We start from the raw sequence: 15,827 nt of genomic DNA, 5'->3' as shown, positions 1-15,827 counted from the left end.
GATCGTTCCCGCCCACGAGGGGCGGGAACGGGACTCATCCTGACGGTCGCCGGAAGGCCCGGGAGGAACCTGTGGTCAACCTCTCAATGCTGTACTGCCGCAACAGCGTCCGGTGAATCGGCGATCTCCGGCGCCACCTCGCCGTGGAGCATCTCGGCGTGCAGCATGCTCGCCGGGACGCCCATACCCTCCACCAATGTCAGGGCATACGGGCGCAACCGCTCCACCAGTTCATTCACTCCGCGCCGCACGATCTTCGCCCGTTCCACGGACATGAAGCGGTGCATGATGAACCACGCCTGGTTCTGCTCGATGGTCGAGTAGACGAACAGGTCGCACACGGTGTCCGCGAGCGCACGCGCGTCGGGATCCTCGATATCGGCGATGCCGTCGATGAACGCCTCGAGCACGAGCCGTTCGATGTGGGCATTGCCCGCCGCGAGGATGTGGTCCTGCGCATTGTTGAACGCCTCGAACGGACCGGTCTCCCCGGCACGCGCCCGCAGACGATGCCCGGCGGTGCGGACCAGGTAGTCCTCGCGGTCCGCGAACAGCTGCAGCTGCACCGACCGACGCGAGAGATCGGCGTCGTCGACGCCGTCGTCGGAGCGGTCGCGCAGGCGCTGGATCATCTGCCGCACGCCGGAACGCTCGCGCACGACGTCGCGAGCCGCGGTGGCCGCGAACTTCACCCAGCCCATGGCGTCGAGATCGCGCACCTCATCGGCGTAGGAGGTGAGCAGTTCCTTCGCCACGAGCTGGGTCAGGACCAGGTTGTCACCCTCGAAGGTGGTGAACACGTCGGTGTCGGCCTTGAGGGTGACCAGCCGGTTCTCGGTGAGATACCCCGCGCCGCCGCATGCTTCGCGGCATTCCTGGATCGCGTCCGTGGCGTGCCGGGTCTGCGCGACCTTGAAACCGGCGGCCCGCTTCTCCAGTGCGCGTTGCGCCGCCGGATCCACGACCTGTCCCGTCTGCACCAGGTGCATGCGCAGCACGAGGTCGTTCTGCGCGAAGGCCAGCGCGTAGGACTTCGCGACCAGCGGCAGCAGTCGCCGCTGATGGCTGCGGTAGTCCATGAGGACCGTCTCGACACCCGTGTCGGGGTCGGCGAACTGCCGTCGCTGCTCGGCGTAGCGGATCGCGATGCTCAGTGCGACGCGCGCACCGGCCGCCGCCGCGCCGCCGACGCTGACCCGGCCGCGCACCAGCGTGCCCAGGGTGGTGAAGAACCGGCGGCTGGGGTTGGAGATCTCGGAGCTGTAGGTGCCGTCGGGTTCCACGTCCGCGTAGCGGTTGAGCAGGTTCTCACGCGGAATTCGCACCTGGTCGAACATGATTCGGCCATTGTCGACGCCCGGCAGACCGCCCTTGAGGCCGCAGTCGGAGGTCGTCACGCCGTGCAGATCGTTGCCGTCGTCGTCGCGGATGGGGACCAGGAAGCAGTGCACGCCCTGGCTCTCACCGCCGGTGATCAACTGCGCGAAAACCGCTGCCATACGGGCATGTTCGGCCGCGCCGCCGATGTAATCCTTACGCGCCGAGGGCGTCGGGCTGTGCACCACGAATTCCTGGGTGCCGGGGTCGTAGGTCGCGGTGGTCTCGAGGTTGGCCACATCGCTGCCATGCCCCGTTTCGGTCATGGCGAAACAGCCGAGCAGGTCCAGGGTCAGCAGTCGCTGCACGTATTCGCTGTGCCGTTCGGTGCCGAGGTTTTCGACCGCGCCGCCGAAAAGTCCCCACTGCACACCACATTTCACCCACAGCGACAGATCGGTGTAGGCCAGCATTTCCAACGCGGTGACCGCGCCGCCGGGGTCGGCAGCCCCGTGGTTCTCGCGGCGGAAGCCGCGCTCCGCCCATCCGAACTCGGACACCAGTCGCATTTGCGCCAGCACCCGGGTGCGGGCGTCCTTGTAATCGAGGAAGGGATCGCCGTAGAGACGCTCGTCGTCCAGGTGTTTGCGCGCCTGGTCACGCACTTCTTGCCAGGGGCCGTCGAGGGCCGCGCGTAGCTGATCCGCTATCCGCTCATTACCGGTCTCCATACTCGAAAACATTACCGCTGCCGGTCTGCTCAACCGGGTGATCTCCCGCACCCGTGTACGTTTCTACTGTGAGCAATGACCTGGCAATCCAGACCACCGGGGCCTTGCGAAGCGCGCGGAGCCGGTGGCGACAGGTGCTGACCGGCGTGACAGATCGCGTGGTCGCCGAGAATCCGTCGACAATGGACGTCGTCACCGAGGCGCCGGCCCCGCTGCAGCCGATCGATCTCACCGACGATGCGAAAGTCACCCAGGTTCTCGACCTCGCCGAGCGTGTCGGCGAGGTGATGCTGGCGGCGGGAACCGCCGTCATGGACGTCACGACTCAGGTCGAATTCATCGCCTCCACGTATGGCCTCTCGAATTGCGATATCGACGTCACCTACAACTCGATTCGTATTTCGGCCGATCGAGGCCCCGCTATGCCGCCGGCGTCGACTATGCGCGTCGTGCACTATCGCTCACTCGATTTCACCAGGCTGGCCGCGGCGGACCGATTGACCCGTCGAATCCGCCAGGAACTGCCCCCGCCCGGCGAGGCGCTGGCCGCACTCGACGAGATCACCTCGGCTCCGCACCCATACAACCGCTGGTGGGCCACCTTCGGCTGGGCGCTCATGGCGGCGGCGGTGGCCGTGCTCCTCAACGGTGGCCCGCTCATCGCGCTGATCAGCTTCGCGACCACCATGCTCATCGACCGCGCGAACCGACTGCTGAATCGTCGCGGGCTTCCGTTCTTCTTCCAGCACATGGTCGGCGGCATGATCGCCGCGATGCCCGCGGTCCTGGTCTCCACCTATGCCAGCCATCTGAACATGGACCCGGCGCTGATCATCGCCGCCGGAATCACCGTGTTGCTGGCCGGTCTCCAGCTGGTCGGCGCGGTCGAGGACGCCATCACCGGGGCGCCGATCACGGCCTCGGCCCGCATGCTCGAGGTCGTCATGATGACCGGCGGGATCATCGCGGGCATCACGCTCGCCCTGCGCGCCTCCGAACTGTTGAGCCTGACGGTTCCGTCGGTCGACATGGCTCCGGGCCGTGACCTCACCAATTGGCCGCTCAAGCTCATCGCCGGTGCGTTGATCTCGCTGGCATTCGTGCTCGCCTGCTACGCCGAGCGGCGCGCGCTCGCGGCTGCCGCGTTCAGTGGCGCCGCCGCCACCATGTTCTATCTACTGGTCACCCAGGCGGGGTTCGGGCCGATCGTCTCCTCTGGTGCGGCGGCGACGGTCGTGGGTCTGGCCGGTGGTCTTCTGGCTCGGCGCGCTCTCACGCCGCCTCTGGTCGTTGTCGTCGCGGGTGTGACTCCGCTGCTTCCCGGTCTTCGGGTGTATCGAGGGCTCTATGCGCTCCTGAACGACGAGCAGCTCATCGGGTTGAATCAATTACTGAGCGCGTTCGCGGTCGGTTTGGCGCTGGCGGCGGGTGTCACGCTCGGTGAGTGGATTGCGCGAGATCTGCGGCGGCCTCGGATCATCAAACGGTTCGGGAGTATTCGGCGGCCGCGAATGACGGCTCGGTTCTTCGATTTCCGGTATCAAGATTCCAAGAGCAAAAGACAAAAGATGCCTGGAAGAGAAAAGAATGGAAGAGCACCAAAACTCGACAATTGACGGCTGAGACCCCTGTCGGTTTTTTGTGGAAGGTGACCACAGCCTTCCAGCCAGGCTGGGGCGAGAGACTACGGCTCCCAATGGGGGAGCTCAGGTCGGGTACGGCACGCGAAATGACCAGCACTGCCATCTTTTTGCTCTTCCTGTTCGGGGGCACACGACGGCAGATGCGGAACCCAGCCAGATCTCGAGTCGAGAGATGCCCGAATAAGCCCGGCACTGCAGGGCGGGGCAGGGCACGAGGACAACCCAGGCAGCACCGAGCCCCCGAAGGGAACCGGTGTACCTGGGTTTTCGCAGAGCGCGACCGCCCTAACTGCGCGGGAAAGGTTTCGCGCGATGCGCCAACAACCCCTGGCGGCAGACTTTCTCACGCCGCTTACGCTCGAGACGGCGCGCTTGAGCAGCCGCGAGCATCTCCCCCGGGTGGTGACGATGGTTCACCTTCGGGGTCCCGGTCGGGTCGATGTGCTCCGGGGCGATCCAGCCGGTGCGCCCCGGGAACTCTGAATCCTCGCCCATCACAATCGTTTTCCAGCCGCCCGGGCCGTCGTGCACCAACGCATGGCAGGCATCGCACGCCAATGTGAGGTTCTCGATATCGGTGGGGCCACCCTTGGAGTGCTCGGTGATGTGATGCGCTGCCGACAAGGTCGCCGGAGCGTTGCAGCCCGGGCGAGTGCAGCCCCGCTCGGACGCGATCAACGCCATCCGCTGGTATGAATTCGCCAAACGCTTCGAGCGTCCCAAATGCAGCGGCATCGAGTGGTGGTCGAACAATGCCAGGAACGGCTTGGACCGCTCCGCCAGCTTCAACGCTTCGGGGATGGACACCGTGCCCCCGGACGCGGTGGTGACCACACCGGCGGCGTCTTCGAGTTCGGCGATGCTCATCGTGAAGATCGCCGAGACCGGCACACCGCGATGCGAACCCAGCTTGCCCGGTCCTATCTCCGGGCGCAGGAACGCCAGCAACGCATCATGATTACGCTGCGCCGCCGACCGTGAGTCCCGCTTGGCGGCCGCGTCCAGAACCTCCCGGGACACATGATCGGTATCCGCGAACGGACTCTGCGGATCATCGGGATTGCACATCCCCGGACGCGCGAGTTTCGCCAGGACCGGTTCGAACAACGCACGCAGTGCCGGGGTCAGTTCCCCGGAGATCCTGGACATCCCATCCGCACGCGTATGCCCGAAACTGATACCGCGCATACGCGCTCGGTCCAGATCATCAGTGAGCGAGCCATCGGGGTCGACGTACGCGAAGATGCCTTGCCCGATCGTGGGCAGATCATCCGGAGAGCCGATCCGGGAGTGCTCGGCCATGAGTTGTTCGGCTTCGGCTTTGAGTTCCGGGCTCACCCCGTGCGGCAGGCGCGTGTAGATCTTCCCGATCATGCGCGCGTGATCACGCGAAATCTCGCCTGCTTCTTGGGCTTTGGCGGTGTGTGGCAGCAGGGGCGGCAGCTCCCGGCCCGAGACCTCGTGCCAGGTGCCGAGTTGCTGAGCGGCTTTGAACCGGGAGAACGCTTCGATATGCGAAATCCGCAACGTCTCTTCCAGGAACCGCACCGCACTCCGGACACCAGCGTGTTGGGGCATGCAGCGTTCTTCGATCTGCACGATCAACCGGTTCCACATGACCGCGAGACGTCGTTCACTGGTCTCGATCTCCCGCATCATCTCCACGATCGAGGCTTCGGGAAGTTCGGACAAGGTGGTGCACAGGAGCGCATCGACCGCGGCAGCCAATTTGGCCCCCGCGGTGTCGCTCACCGTGTCCATCTCGTTCGAATGCATGTGCTAATTCTATCGCGAACGATCACGAAATGGAACCGAAAACAGCATCTGATCTGCGGTTATTCAGAATATATGCCTGTTCGCATTGCCCCTACTTATCCACAGCCCGCTCGCCCCAGAGACCATCCGCGTCCACAGCCTCGCCAGTGCCCCACCACGATTGCCACCCCACCGCACACCCCCACCCCACCCCGCTCCCAAACCCCGAGCGATTCTCATCACCCTCCCCCACTCCCCCGCATCATTGCAGGTAGAGCCGAAATCCCTACTCGCCGAGCCCTTTTGCCGCCTGTCGCCTTTGCTACCGTGAAATATGAATCTGTTCGCCCGCTGGGGTGATCTCGTCTGTCGTTGGCGGTTCGTGGTCATCGCGATTGTCGCGGCCGGCCTACTGGGTCTGGGTGCGTACAGCTGGGGCGTTCAAGATCACCTGAGTTCCGGCGGACTGGACGATCCCACGTCGGAGTCGGCCCTGGCCGCGCGGATGGCGGATTCGGCGTTCGGGCGCAATCACGATGTCGATGTCGTGGTGCTCTACACCGCCCCCGAGGGTCTGACCGTCGACGATCCGCAGTTCGCGCACGCCGTGACCGACAATCTCAATGCCCTGCCCCGCCTGTATCCGGACCAGATCTCGGGCGTGAACGGCGCGTACTGGCGCACCGATACCGGCCGGGCCAGCGGTCCACAGCTGGCGACGGCCGACCGCCAGCGCGCCATCGCGTCGATCGCGATACGCGGTAGCGACGATACGACCCTGACGAACAACTACCGGAAGGTGAAGGACGCCTTCGATATTCCCGGGGTGGATGTTCAGGTCGGTGGGTTGCAGGGTGTCGCAGGGGCTTTGAACGACACCATCGCCACCGATTCGCATCGGATGGAATTGATCGCGTTCCCCGCCGTCGCGGTCCTGCTGTTCTTCATCTTCGGCGGTGTCGTCGCGGCGGCTCTGCCGTTGATCGTCGGCATCCTGACCGTGATCGGCGCGATGGGTATCGTACGCGTGCTGACCAATGTCACCGAGGTGAATTCCTTCGTCTCCCCGGTGGTTTCGATGATCGGCTTGGGCCTGGCCATCGACTACGGCCTGTTCATCGTGAGCCGTTTCCGCGAGGAACTGGCCGACGGCTACGACACCCGGACCGCCGTCAAGCGTTCGGTGATGACCGCCGGGCGCACCGTACTGTTCTCCGCGACAATGATTGTCGCGAGTCTCGGCGGCATGCTGTTGTTCCCGCAGGGATTCCTGAAGTCGATGGCTTACGGTGCGATCGCGACCGTCTCGCTCGCCGCGCTGACCGCGATCACCATCCTGCCCGCCGCCCTGGCGATTCTCGGACCACGGGTGGACGCACTGGGATTCGAGCGATTCCGCCGCACCAAGACCACCGAGGAGATCGAGAACGGGTTCTGGGGTCGCGCGACCGACTGGGTGATGCGGCGGCCGGGCAAGGTCGCCCTGCCCCTGGTGCTCGGGCTGATCCTGTTGATCCTGCCCATGAAAAGCCTTGCGTTCGGCGGCTTCAGCGAGAAGTACCTCCCGCCGGACAGCCCGACCCGGGTCGCTCAGGAACAGATCGACAAGTACTTCCCACTGCGCAAGTCCGACCCGATCGAGCTGGTCATCGTCTCGGACGACAGCACCGCCATCGGTCCCGTCGTCGCCCAGGCGAATCACGCTCCGGGACTGGCTTCCACCCTGTTCGAGACTCCCGCGCGCTCGCTTTCGGATCGAGACGTCTACCGCACCAAGGCTTTCCTCGCCGATTCCGGTCAAGCCGACGCCACCGTCGACTACCTGCGCTCGCTCGACGCCCCGGACGGCGCGAGGATCCTGGTGGGCGGCGTTCCGACGATCCAGAAGGACAGCATCGACGCGCTGTTGAGCCGCGTCCCGATGATGATCGCCCTGGTTCTGCTGCTGACCACGATCCTGATGTTCCTGACCTTCGGCTCCCTGATCCTGCCGATCAAGGCCGCGCTCATGAGCGCTCTGGGCCTGGGCTCCACGATCGGCATCCTGACCTGGATCTTCGTGGAGGGTCACGGCGCGGGAATTCTCGACTTCACTCCGCAGCCGATCCAGTCCAATGTCCTGGTGCTGATCATCGCGATCATCTACGGCCTGTCCACCGACTACGAGGTGTTCCTCGTGTCCCGCATGGTCGAGGCCCGCGCCCGGGGCGCGACCACCGAGGAGGCGATTCGCACCGGCACCGCGCACACGGGTCGCATCATCACCGCCGCCGCGCTGATTCTGCTGGTGGTCACCGGCGCGTTCGCGTTCTCGGACCTGGTGATGATGCAGTACATCGCCTACGGCATGATCGCAGCGCTCTTCATCGACGCCACGATTCTGCGCATGCTGCTGGTCCCGGCCGCCATGAAACTGCTCGGTGACCGCTGCTGGTGGGCGCCGGCGTGGATGACGCGCGTGCAGAAGCGGGTCGGTCTCGGCGAACCGGTCCTGGACGACGAACGTCCCCGTGCCGTGGCGAGCACCTGAGCGCCCGGCCGTCAGCCGCCGACCAGCCCTATCGATCGCCCGATGTCGGCGAGGGTCGCGTCGAAAAGTACGTCGGGGTCGGTGATCCGGATCGGATAGTTGCCGAAGACTTCCAGGGTCACGTGACCGTAGAGGCGCGCCCAGAACTGGATCATCACGTAGCTGACGCCCAGATCCAGTTTCTCCGCCGGGAACTTCTGGCCCGAGTCGGCCAGCACCGCGAGCAGGTTGGTCTGGAAGCCGATCAGGTCCTCGCGCAGTTCCGCGGGGATGAGTTCGGTTGGCGGGGTCAGGATTTCGTGTTCCGTCAGCAGGCGGCCGGCCGCTTCGAGGAACAGCCGACCCACCGGTTCGCCGAATTGCCGCATGGCGCTGTCGATTCCGGCGGTGGCCGGGGAGGCGAAGACCAGGGTGAATTCGCGGGAATGGGCCAGCGCCCAGCCGCGGAAGCCGCGGCAGATGGCGAAGAAGCGCAGCGCGGCGTCGTCGGGCAGGTCCGCCAGCGTGCTCGCGATATCCAGGGCGAGGTCGACGCAGACGTCGCTGCGCACGGCCGAGACCAGGCATTCGCGGGATTCGTAATACCGGTAGAGCGCGGGGGCGGTGATGCCGAGTTCCCGCGCGATGGCCCGCAGGGTGATCGCGTCCAGGCCCTGCTCCACCAGCAGCGACCGCGCGACGCGCCGGATATCCGCGTCGCTTACCGCGGGTATCCGGCCGCGTCTGCGGGTGTCACTCATACCTTCTCCATGTCGAATGACCGGTGGCCCCGCGTGGTCGCGCAGGCTGCCACTGCCGGGCCTGGCCGATCACTCGTACTTGACCTGCCAGCTCTTGATGCCGTTGAGCCAACCCGAACGCAGTCGCACGGGGTCCGAGACCTGGCTCAGGTTCGGCATCACGTCGGCGATGGCGTTGAACATGAGGTCGATCTCCAAGCGGGCCAGGTTGGCGCCCACACAGAAGTGGGTTCCGGTGCCGCCAAAGCCTACATGCGGGTTCGGATTCCGGAGGACATTGAACTCGAACGGGTTCTCGAAGACCTCTTCGTCGAAGTTGGCGGCGGAGTAGAACATTCCGACCCGCTGCCCCTTCTTCATCTCCTGGCCGCTGAGCACGGTGTCCTGCAGCAGGGTGCGCTGGAACGCGATGACCGGCGTGGCCCAGCGGACGATCTCGTCCGGAGCGGTGCGCGGACGCTGCTCGCGGTAGAGCTCCCACTGCTCGGGGTTGTCGACGAACGCCTTCATGCCGTGCGTGATGGCATTGCGGGTGGTCTCGTTGCCCGCGACGGCCAGCAGGATCACGAACCAGGCGAACTCGTCCGAGGCGAGGGCTTCACCGTCGACGTCGGCATTGAGCAGCTTGGACATGATGTCGCCGTGACCGTCGAGATCGACCGGGCACTTGCGCTTCTCTTCGGCCAGATTCCACGAGTAGCCCATGACCTCGGCGGTGGCGACCTTGTGGTCTCCCTCGAAGTCCGGATCGTCGTAGGAGATCATCTGGTTGGTCCAGTCGAAGATCTTGCCGCGATCTTCCTGGGGGATACCGATGAGCTCGGCGATGGCCTGCAGCGGCAGCTCGCACGCGACCTGGGTCACGAAGTCGCCGGAGCCGGTCTTCTTGGCCTCGTGCACGATTCGCTCGGCGCGGTCGCGCAGCGCGTTGCGCAGCGATTCGACCGCGCGCGGGGTGAAACCCTTGGCGACGATGCGGCGCAGCTTGGTGTGGCGCGGCGGATCCTGGTTCAGCAGCAGGTAGCGCTGGACCTCGATCTCCTCGCGCATGATGTCGTCGTAGAAGCGGATGACCGCGGTGTTCTCCTCGGAGGAGTACACCTCCGGAGTCTTCGAGATCTCCTTGATGTCATCCATCTTGGTGACGGCCCAGTAGCCGTCATCTTTGAATCCACTGCCCACCTGTGGAATCCAGGCGATGGGGGTGGTGCGGCGCAGCTCGGCGAACTCGGCGACGGGCAGTCGCTGGGCGAGCAGGTCGGGGTCGGTGAAGTCGAACCCGGTGGGGATGGACGGGGCTGACACGGGTACCTCCTTTGGAACACGTCCGGATGAGTGAACCACACCACACCCGGTTTTGTGAACAGGTATTAGTAAAAGGCGTTCACTTGATATGTCACGGCGCGAATTCATCCCGGGTAACGCCTCTCGCCGTCGCAGCGATGTGCAGTCGCGGGCAGCGAACGAAAACCGTTGCGTTCCATACCATTCGGTCCCAGCGCCAATGCTCGCCATCCGGCCGGGGGAACCAGTAGGATTCAGCTCTGGCGTCCGGATCGGGGGGACGGCCACGAGGCTGACTGTGTGCATGATGGAGCTGCAATATGGCCTTCCAGATCGACCAGGACCTTCTACTCGAACCCACTCCTGCCCGGCTGCGTTTCCCCAGGTCAGGACATGGCCGCTGGCAGGCGGCATACGGCCGGCGACTCCGGATCATCGACGCGGTCGTGGTCGGTGGCGCGGTCGCCGCGGCGCAGCTCATCCGCTTCGGCGGGCTGAACAACGACTCACCGCTGGACTGGACCGGGGACACCCGCATCGAGTACTCGGTCATCTCGATCCTGCTCGCGCTGGCCTGGATCGCCTTCCTGGCCGCGGGCAACGCCTGGTCCTCGGCCGTAATCGGCAGTGGCCCAGAAGAATACCGCCGGATTCTGGCGGCCACCATGCGGCTGTTCGGTCTGATCGCGATCGTGTCGCTGCTGCTGCGCATGGAGTTCGCGCGCGGCTATCTGGCCATCGCGTTGCCCGTGGGGCTCGCGGGACTGATCCTGAACCGGCTCTGCTGGCGTAAGTTCGCCGCACAGCAGCACCGCTCCGGACGGTTCCTGACCTCGGTGCTCGTGGTCGGGCGGCACGATTCGGCCCGCGAGATCATGGGGTGTTTCGAGCGCGATCCGGCCGCCGGGTACAGCGTGGTCGGCGTCTACACCCCGTACGGCGCGGCGGACGCGAACGATCTCGAGCGCGAACTGGAGGGAGCCGATCTGCCGATTCTCGGGGAGGGTTCCTCGGTGATCGAGGCCGTGCAAGAGACCGGGGCCGATACCGTGGCGATCGCGGCGACCGAGCAGCTCGGCACCACCGGGATCAACGATCTGGTCTGGCAGCTGGCGCCGCTGGGAATCGACCTGGTGGTGACGCCGGGCGTGGTGGACGTGGCCGATCAGCGGCTCACCATTCGGCCGGTATCGAATCTCCCGCTGCTGCATATCGGCAAGCCGCAGTACGACGGGGCGAAGTCGTTCGGCAAGGCGGCGTTCGATCTGTTGTTCGCCGGGGCCGCGCTGCTCGCGGTGCTGCCCGTCATGCTGGCCACCGCGCTGGCCATCAAGCTGACCAGCCGGGGGCCGGTGTTCTATCGCTCCGAACGGATCGGGATCAACGGCGAGCCCTTCCGAATGATCAAGTTCCGCAGCATGTTCCAGGACGCCGACAAGAACATCGAGGTGCTGCTCACCGCGAACGAAGGCGCGGGGCCGCTGTTCAAGATGCGCGCGGATCCCCGGGTAACCCCGGTGGGACGGATCATCCGCAAGTTCAGCCTCGACGAGCTCCCGCAATTCATCAATGTCCTGCGGGGCGAGATGAGCGTGGTCGGCCCGCGCCCGCCCCTGCGCGCCGAGGTCGAGCGCTACGACACCAAGGTGCGCCGGCGGTTGCTGGTCAAACCCGGGGTGACCGGGCTCTGGCAGGTCTCGGGACGCTCCGATCTGTCCTGGGAGGAAGCGGTGCGACTCGATCTGTCCTACGTCGAGAACTGGTCCATGGTGCAGGATCTCTCGATCATCAAGCGGACGGTGTTCGCGGTGGCGCGCAGCGACGGGGCCTACTAGCTCGCGATCGAACTAGCTCGCGATCCGGCGCTGCAGTTCGCGGTGCCACACCTCGAGCGACAGCAAGGTCCAGATGCGCGGCTGTTCGTCGCGGGCACCGGAGCTGTGGGCCTGCAGCAGACGGCGGACCGCGTCGGGCTCGAAGGTACTGCCGACGAAGGACGAAGGGCCGGTGAGCAGGTCGTGGGCCATGGTCTTCAACTCACCCCGGAACCATTCGTCGAGCGGGACCTTGAAGCCGATCTTGGGACGGTCAACCAATTCGGCGGGCAGGTGGCGGCGCGCCAACTCCTTGACGATCCACTTGGTGGTTCCGTTGCGCACCTTGACCGAACTGGGCAGGTGGAACGCCAGTTCCGCGACGCGGTGGTCGAGGAAGGGCGGGCGCAGTTCCATGGAGGCGGCCATGGACATGCGATCGCCGCGTTCGAGGAGGTTGTCCGCCAACCAGGTGTGTACGTCGGCATAGAGCATGCGGCGCAGCGGATCTCCGCGACCGTCCAGATACGGATCCAGGACGGTGCGGGTGGCGGGTCCGCCCAGCAGGCGGTCGCGTTCGCGGGTGGTGAAGGGGGCGAACCAGCCGCGCATGCGTTCGGCGTAGCTGGGTTCGGACAGGGCGCGCAGGGCGACGGTGAGGCGGGCTCGCTCGGCGGGCAGGCGGCGTTCGAGCGCGCGCAGGGGTGCGGCGGGCAGCGCGGCGGCCAGCCTGGTGGTGCGCGCGAAACGGTATTTCGGGTAGCCCGCGAACAATTCGTCGCTGCCCTCGCCGGACAGGACGACCTTCACATGGTCCCGGGCCAGCTCGGCGAGGTGGTAGACGGCCACGTCGGCGGGTTCGGAAAGGGGTGAGTCGCGGTGCCAGCTCAGGCGCGCCCAGTCGCGCTGGAAATCCTCGGCGGAGACGATCGTTTCGTGGTGGTTGCTGCCGACGATCTTGGCGGCCATCCGCGCCCATTCGGTCTCGTCGAGGCGTTCGTCGCCGAATCCGGCCGAAAAGGTGTGCAGCCCTTCGCCGTTTCGCTGCTCGGCGACCAGGGCACAGATCAGACTGCTGTCCACTCCGCCGGACAGGTACGCGCCCACGGGGACATCCGCCACGAGGGCATCGCGGATCGAGGACTGCAGGGCGTCGTCGAGCAGGTCGACCGCCGCGTCGGGCGTGACATCCAGGATCTCCGAATCGACCGGTAGGCGCCAGAACGGCTCGATACGGATGGAGCCGTCGGCGCGGGCGGTGACGTGATGGCCCTGCGGGACCTTCCGGACTCCCTCGAGGAAGGTGTACGGGGCGGGCACCGAGCGGTGGGCCAGGAAGTCGTGCAGGCTCGCGGTGTCCACGCGCGGGGACTCGATCACCGGGAGCAGGGCTTTGATCTCCGAGGCGAACGCGAAGAGGGTGTCGGTGACGTAGTAGTACAGCGGCAGGATGCCCAGGCGGTCGCGGAACAGGTGGGTCTCGCGGGTACGGGAATCGTGGATGGCATAGGCGAATTGGCCGCGCAGCTCGTTCACTCCGCGCGGGCCGTACTTCTCGTGCACGGCCAGCAACACCTCGGTGTCACCGCGCGTGGTGAACGGATAGTCCAGGCCGGAGCGCAGTTCGCGATAGTTCAGGATCTCGCCGTTGAAACAGATGTGGGTGTTGCCGCCCGCGCCCGCCATGGGCTGCGCCGAACCTTCGAGATCGATGATGGCGAGCCTGGTGTGGGCGAAACCGACCGACCCGTCACACCACACCCCGTGGTCGTCGGGCCCGCGGTGGTGCAGGAGCCGCCCCATGTCCGCGAGCAGGTCCCCGCTCACCGGAGCTCCGTCGAATCGACGCACGCCGGCTATGCCACACACATCGTCTCCAGTTCGCCGTCGACCCTCACGTACTTCCTCCCCCTGAGTCCGCCTCGACTGTTCAGCGTAGTCGTGGCAAGCGCGAGGTGTCAGGTTGTGTAAATGCCTGCGGCGGCTATGGATTCGCGATGACCTTCGCGGGCACTCCGGCGACGTGGGCTCCGGCGGGGACATCGCGGATGACGACCGCACCCGCGCGGATCTCCGCACGGTCCCCCACCGTGACGCCCAGTACGACGGCATTGGGGCCGATGAAGACGTCGTCGCCGATGCTCGGGCAGCGCCCGTCCGCGCCGTTGCCGAGGGTGACGCCCTGGTGAATTCGGCACCGCTCCCCCACGCGTGTACCGCTGTTCACGGTGAGCAAACCCACATGCGCGATCGACAGGCCCGGTCCGAAGACATTGCGCGGCACCGTGAATCCCATCCGCTCGCCGAGCAATTTCACCCGCAGGGCGTACCAGGCGAAGATCAGGCGACCGAGCGGGTCGGTGCGCGCGTTGGCCCAGTATTCGGACTTGCGCAGCAGGCGCTGGAAGTACGCGACGCGCTGGGTGAGGCGATGGTGCGCGCGCCATCGGGGTAGCTCGTGAGCCGCGAGATCCGCTGCGAGATAACGCCGCAGGGACTCCTTGGAGTCGATCACCCGGCTGATGATCCCCCACTCCCGAGCCGGTTCACAACCGGAAGTCACGGTATCGTCCACACCGTTGTCCGAACCGCCGGGGAGCGTTCGGCGGTCTCGTCGGAAGGGGGGCTCGTGAGCCGCCTGGACTGGTATCTGCGTCGTCTTCGAGCGATGAGCGGGCGTGAAATGCTGTGGCGGGCGGATCGATTGCGCCAGCGGGTGACGGCAGGGCGGGTGACGTGGGAGTCCGCGGGGGCCGCGGTGCTCGGTGGGCAGGATCCGGCGGTGCTGCTCGACCGATTCCGGAAGGGGACGGATCGGCCGGTGCTGCTCGATCACACGCGGGCCGCGCTGATCGCGGCCGAACATCCGGAGCAGGTGGCCGCGGTGGTGGCCGCCGCCGAGCGGGTGTTGGACGGGCAGGTGCGGTTCTTCGGGTATCCGCCGGTGTCGGTCGGGGACGCGATCGACTGGAACTTCGACGCACAGCACCGAATGCACTGGCCGAGTGCGAGTTCCGCGCGGATAGACCATCGCACCGCGGCCGGGGATGCGAAGTGGATCTGGGAGTTGAACCGGTTGCAGCATCTGCCGTGGCTGGCGCAGGCCTGGCTGTTCACCGGTGAGGAGCGTTTCGCGGAGGGGGCTTTCGCGCATCTGGACAGTTGGATCGAGCAGCAGCCGCCGGGTGCGGGGATCGCCTGGCGTGGGGCGTTCGAGTGCGGGATTCGGGCGATTTCGGTGGCGATCGCGGTGCAGGGGCTCAGGGACGCACCGAGATTGACGGTGGCGCGGTACGAAAGTTATATCGTGCTGCTGGGTGAGAGTGCGCGGCGCTGCTGGGCGGAGAGGTCGCTGTTCAGCTCCGCCAACAATCATCTGATCGGGGAGCTGGCGGGTTTGGCCGTGGTGGCGATTCTGCTGCCGGAGTTGCCGGCGGCACGACGGTGGGAGCGGGACGCGCTCGCCCAGTTGGCCGTTCACGCGGATCGGCAACTGCTGCCGGATGGGTCGGGGGCCGAGCAGGCCATCGCCTATCAGCTGTTCACGGCGGAGCTGCTGGGAATCGTTCACGCGCTGCTGGTGATTCGGGATGGTGCATCGGTGCGCGAGGAACCGCTGGGCCGGGCTGCCCAGCGCGACACACCCCTGGACCGGAGGGAAGAGCCGAATGCCCAGCGGGAGCGGCTGGGCGCGGCCATCGAACGCAGCTCGCGATACCTCGCGCTGCTGGTCGGCGACAACGATCCACAGCCGCGATACGGCGACGACGACGGCGGATTCGCCTTGCGCCTCGGACCCGAGCACGTGCGGACCGTCCGCGACCACCTCGGCATCGCGAACGCGCTGATCCCGAATCCGGCCGCGGCGCGCGCCGGGTCAGCGACGATCACCGCCGCCTGGCTCGGCACGGCGACAGTCGCGGATTCGCCGGGGGCGCGGTTCCCGTCGCCGGGCGCTGAGTTGCCGTCAGGTGACGCTGAGGCCCCGTCCGGGGACTCTCAATTCCCGTCGG

General features: G+C 66.2%; 10 protein-coding genes. 4 read left to right on the top strand and 6 right to left on the bottom strand.

From position 1 onward, the window contains the following. Positions 1-83: 83 nt before the first annotated feature. Complete coding sequence (locus NJ1_RS07565; RefSeq protein ID WP_067689395.1) at positions 84-2,048, bottom strand: acyl-CoA dehydrogenase family protein; 1,965 nt, start codon at positions 2,046-2,048, stop codon at positions 84-86. A 182-nt stretch (positions 2,049-2,230) separates the two neighbouring features. Between NJ1_RS07565 and NJ1_RS07560 the strand changes: the two genes are divergently transcribed. After that, entirely contained in the window at positions 2,231-3,664 is a 1,434-nt protein-coding gene (locus NJ1_RS07560) for a threonine/serine exporter family protein (protein WP_084477869.1), read from the top strand. A gap of 312 nt (positions 3,665-3,976) precedes the next feature. Here the strand turns inward: NJ1_RS07560 and NJ1_RS07555 are convergent, their stop codons facing one another. After that, entirely contained in the window at positions 3,977-5,467 is a 1,491-nt protein-coding gene (locus NJ1_RS07555; protein ID WP_245717269.1) for an HNH endonuclease signature motif containing protein, read from the bottom strand. 313 nt (positions 5,468-5,780) lie between these two features. Here NJ1_RS07555 and NJ1_RS07550 point away from each other — a divergent pair, with 313 nt between their 5' ends. Then, entirely contained in the window at positions 5,781-7,976 is a 2,196-nt protein-coding gene (locus tag NJ1_RS07550; protein ID WP_422615736.1) for an MMPL family transporter, read from the top strand. An 11-nt stretch (positions 7,977-7,987) separates the two neighbouring features. Here the strand turns inward: NJ1_RS07550 and NJ1_RS07545 are convergent, their stop codons facing one another. Both NJ1_RS07545 and NJ1_RS07540 read right to left on the bottom strand, forming a co-directional pair. Then, the gene (locus tag NJ1_RS07545) at positions 7,988-8,716 is read right to left on the bottom strand and encodes a TetR/AcrR family transcriptional regulator (protein WP_067689392.1); all 729 of its coding nucleotides are present in this window, start codon (positions 8,714-8,716) and stop codon (positions 7,988-7,990) included. Positions 8,717-8,785: 69 nt separating this feature from the next. Further along, positions 8,786-10,021: a cytochrome P450 gene (locus NJ1_RS07540; protein WP_067689389.1), complete on the bottom strand. Its 1,236-nt coding sequence runs from the start codon at positions 10,019-10,021 to the stop codon at positions 8,786-8,788. Positions 10,022-10,320: 299 nt separating this feature from the next. Between NJ1_RS07540 and NJ1_RS07535 the strand changes: the two genes are divergently transcribed. Further along, positions 10,321-11,835: a sugar transferase gene (locus NJ1_RS07535; protein ID WP_084477851.1), complete on the top strand. Its 1,515-nt coding sequence runs from the start codon at positions 10,321-10,323 to the stop codon at positions 11,833-11,835. 12 nt (positions 11,836-11,847) lie between these two features. Here NJ1_RS07535 and asnB read toward each other — a convergent pair whose 3' ends face one another. Further along, a complete protein-coding gene (gene asnB / locus NJ1_RS07530) occupies positions 11,848-13,857 on the bottom strand; it encodes an asparagine synthase (glutamine-hydrolyzing) (RefSeq protein WP_084477850.1) in 2,010 nt (669 codons plus the stop codon). Next, on the bottom strand, positions 13,799-14,329 hold the full coding sequence (locus tag NJ1_RS07525) for a serine acetyltransferase (protein ID WP_067689783.1): 531 nt from the start codon (positions 14,327-14,329) through the stop codon (positions 13,799-13,801). The genes asnB and NJ1_RS07525 overlap by 59 nt, the downstream gene beginning before the upstream one ends. Before the next feature lie 114 nt (positions 14,330-14,443). Here NJ1_RS07525 and NJ1_RS07520 point away from each other — a divergent pair. After that, positions 14,444-15,827 (top strand): heparinase II/III family protein (locus tag NJ1_RS07520; protein WP_281202092.1); only part of this gene is annotated, 1,384 nt, incomplete at its 3' end.

The organism is Nocardia jejuensis NBRC 103114, assembly GCF_001613145.1.
Taxonomy (GTDB): domain Bacteria; phylum Actinomycetota; class Actinomycetes; order Mycobacteriales; family Mycobacteriaceae; genus Nocardia; species Nocardia jejuensis.
This window is presented reverse-complemented; position numbering and strand designations above follow the sequence as displayed.

Excerpts from the sequence above, each read along its gene's own strand:
- NJ1_RS07550 (WP_422615736.1), top strand. The coding sequence starts at position 5,781 with ATGAATCTGTTCGCCCGCTGGGGTGATCTCGTCTGTCGTTGGCGGTTC.
- asnB (WP_084477850.1), bottom strand. The coding sequence starts at position 13,857 with ATGTCCCCGCCGGAGCCCACGTCGCCGGAGTGCCCGCGAAGGTCATCG.
- NJ1_RS07535 (WP_084477851.1), top strand. The coding sequence starts at position 10,321 with ATGGCCTTCCAGATCGACCAGGACCTTCTACTCGAACCCACTCCTGCC.
- NJ1_RS07565 (WP_067689395.1), bottom strand. The coding sequence starts at position 2,048 with ATGGAGACCGGTAATGAGCGGATAGCGGATCAGCTACGCGCGGCCCTC.
- NJ1_RS07560 (WP_084477869.1), top strand. The coding sequence starts at position 2,231 with ATGGACGTCGTCACCGAGGCGCCGGCCCCGCTGCAGCCGATCGATCTC.
- NJ1_RS07555 (WP_245717269.1), bottom strand. The coding sequence starts at position 5,467 with ATGCATTCGAACGAGATGGACACGGTGAGCGACACCGCGGGGGCCAAA.
- NJ1_RS07545 (WP_067689392.1), bottom strand. The coding sequence starts at position 8,716 with ATGAGTGACACCCGCAGACGCGGCCGGATACCCGCGGTAAGCGACGCG.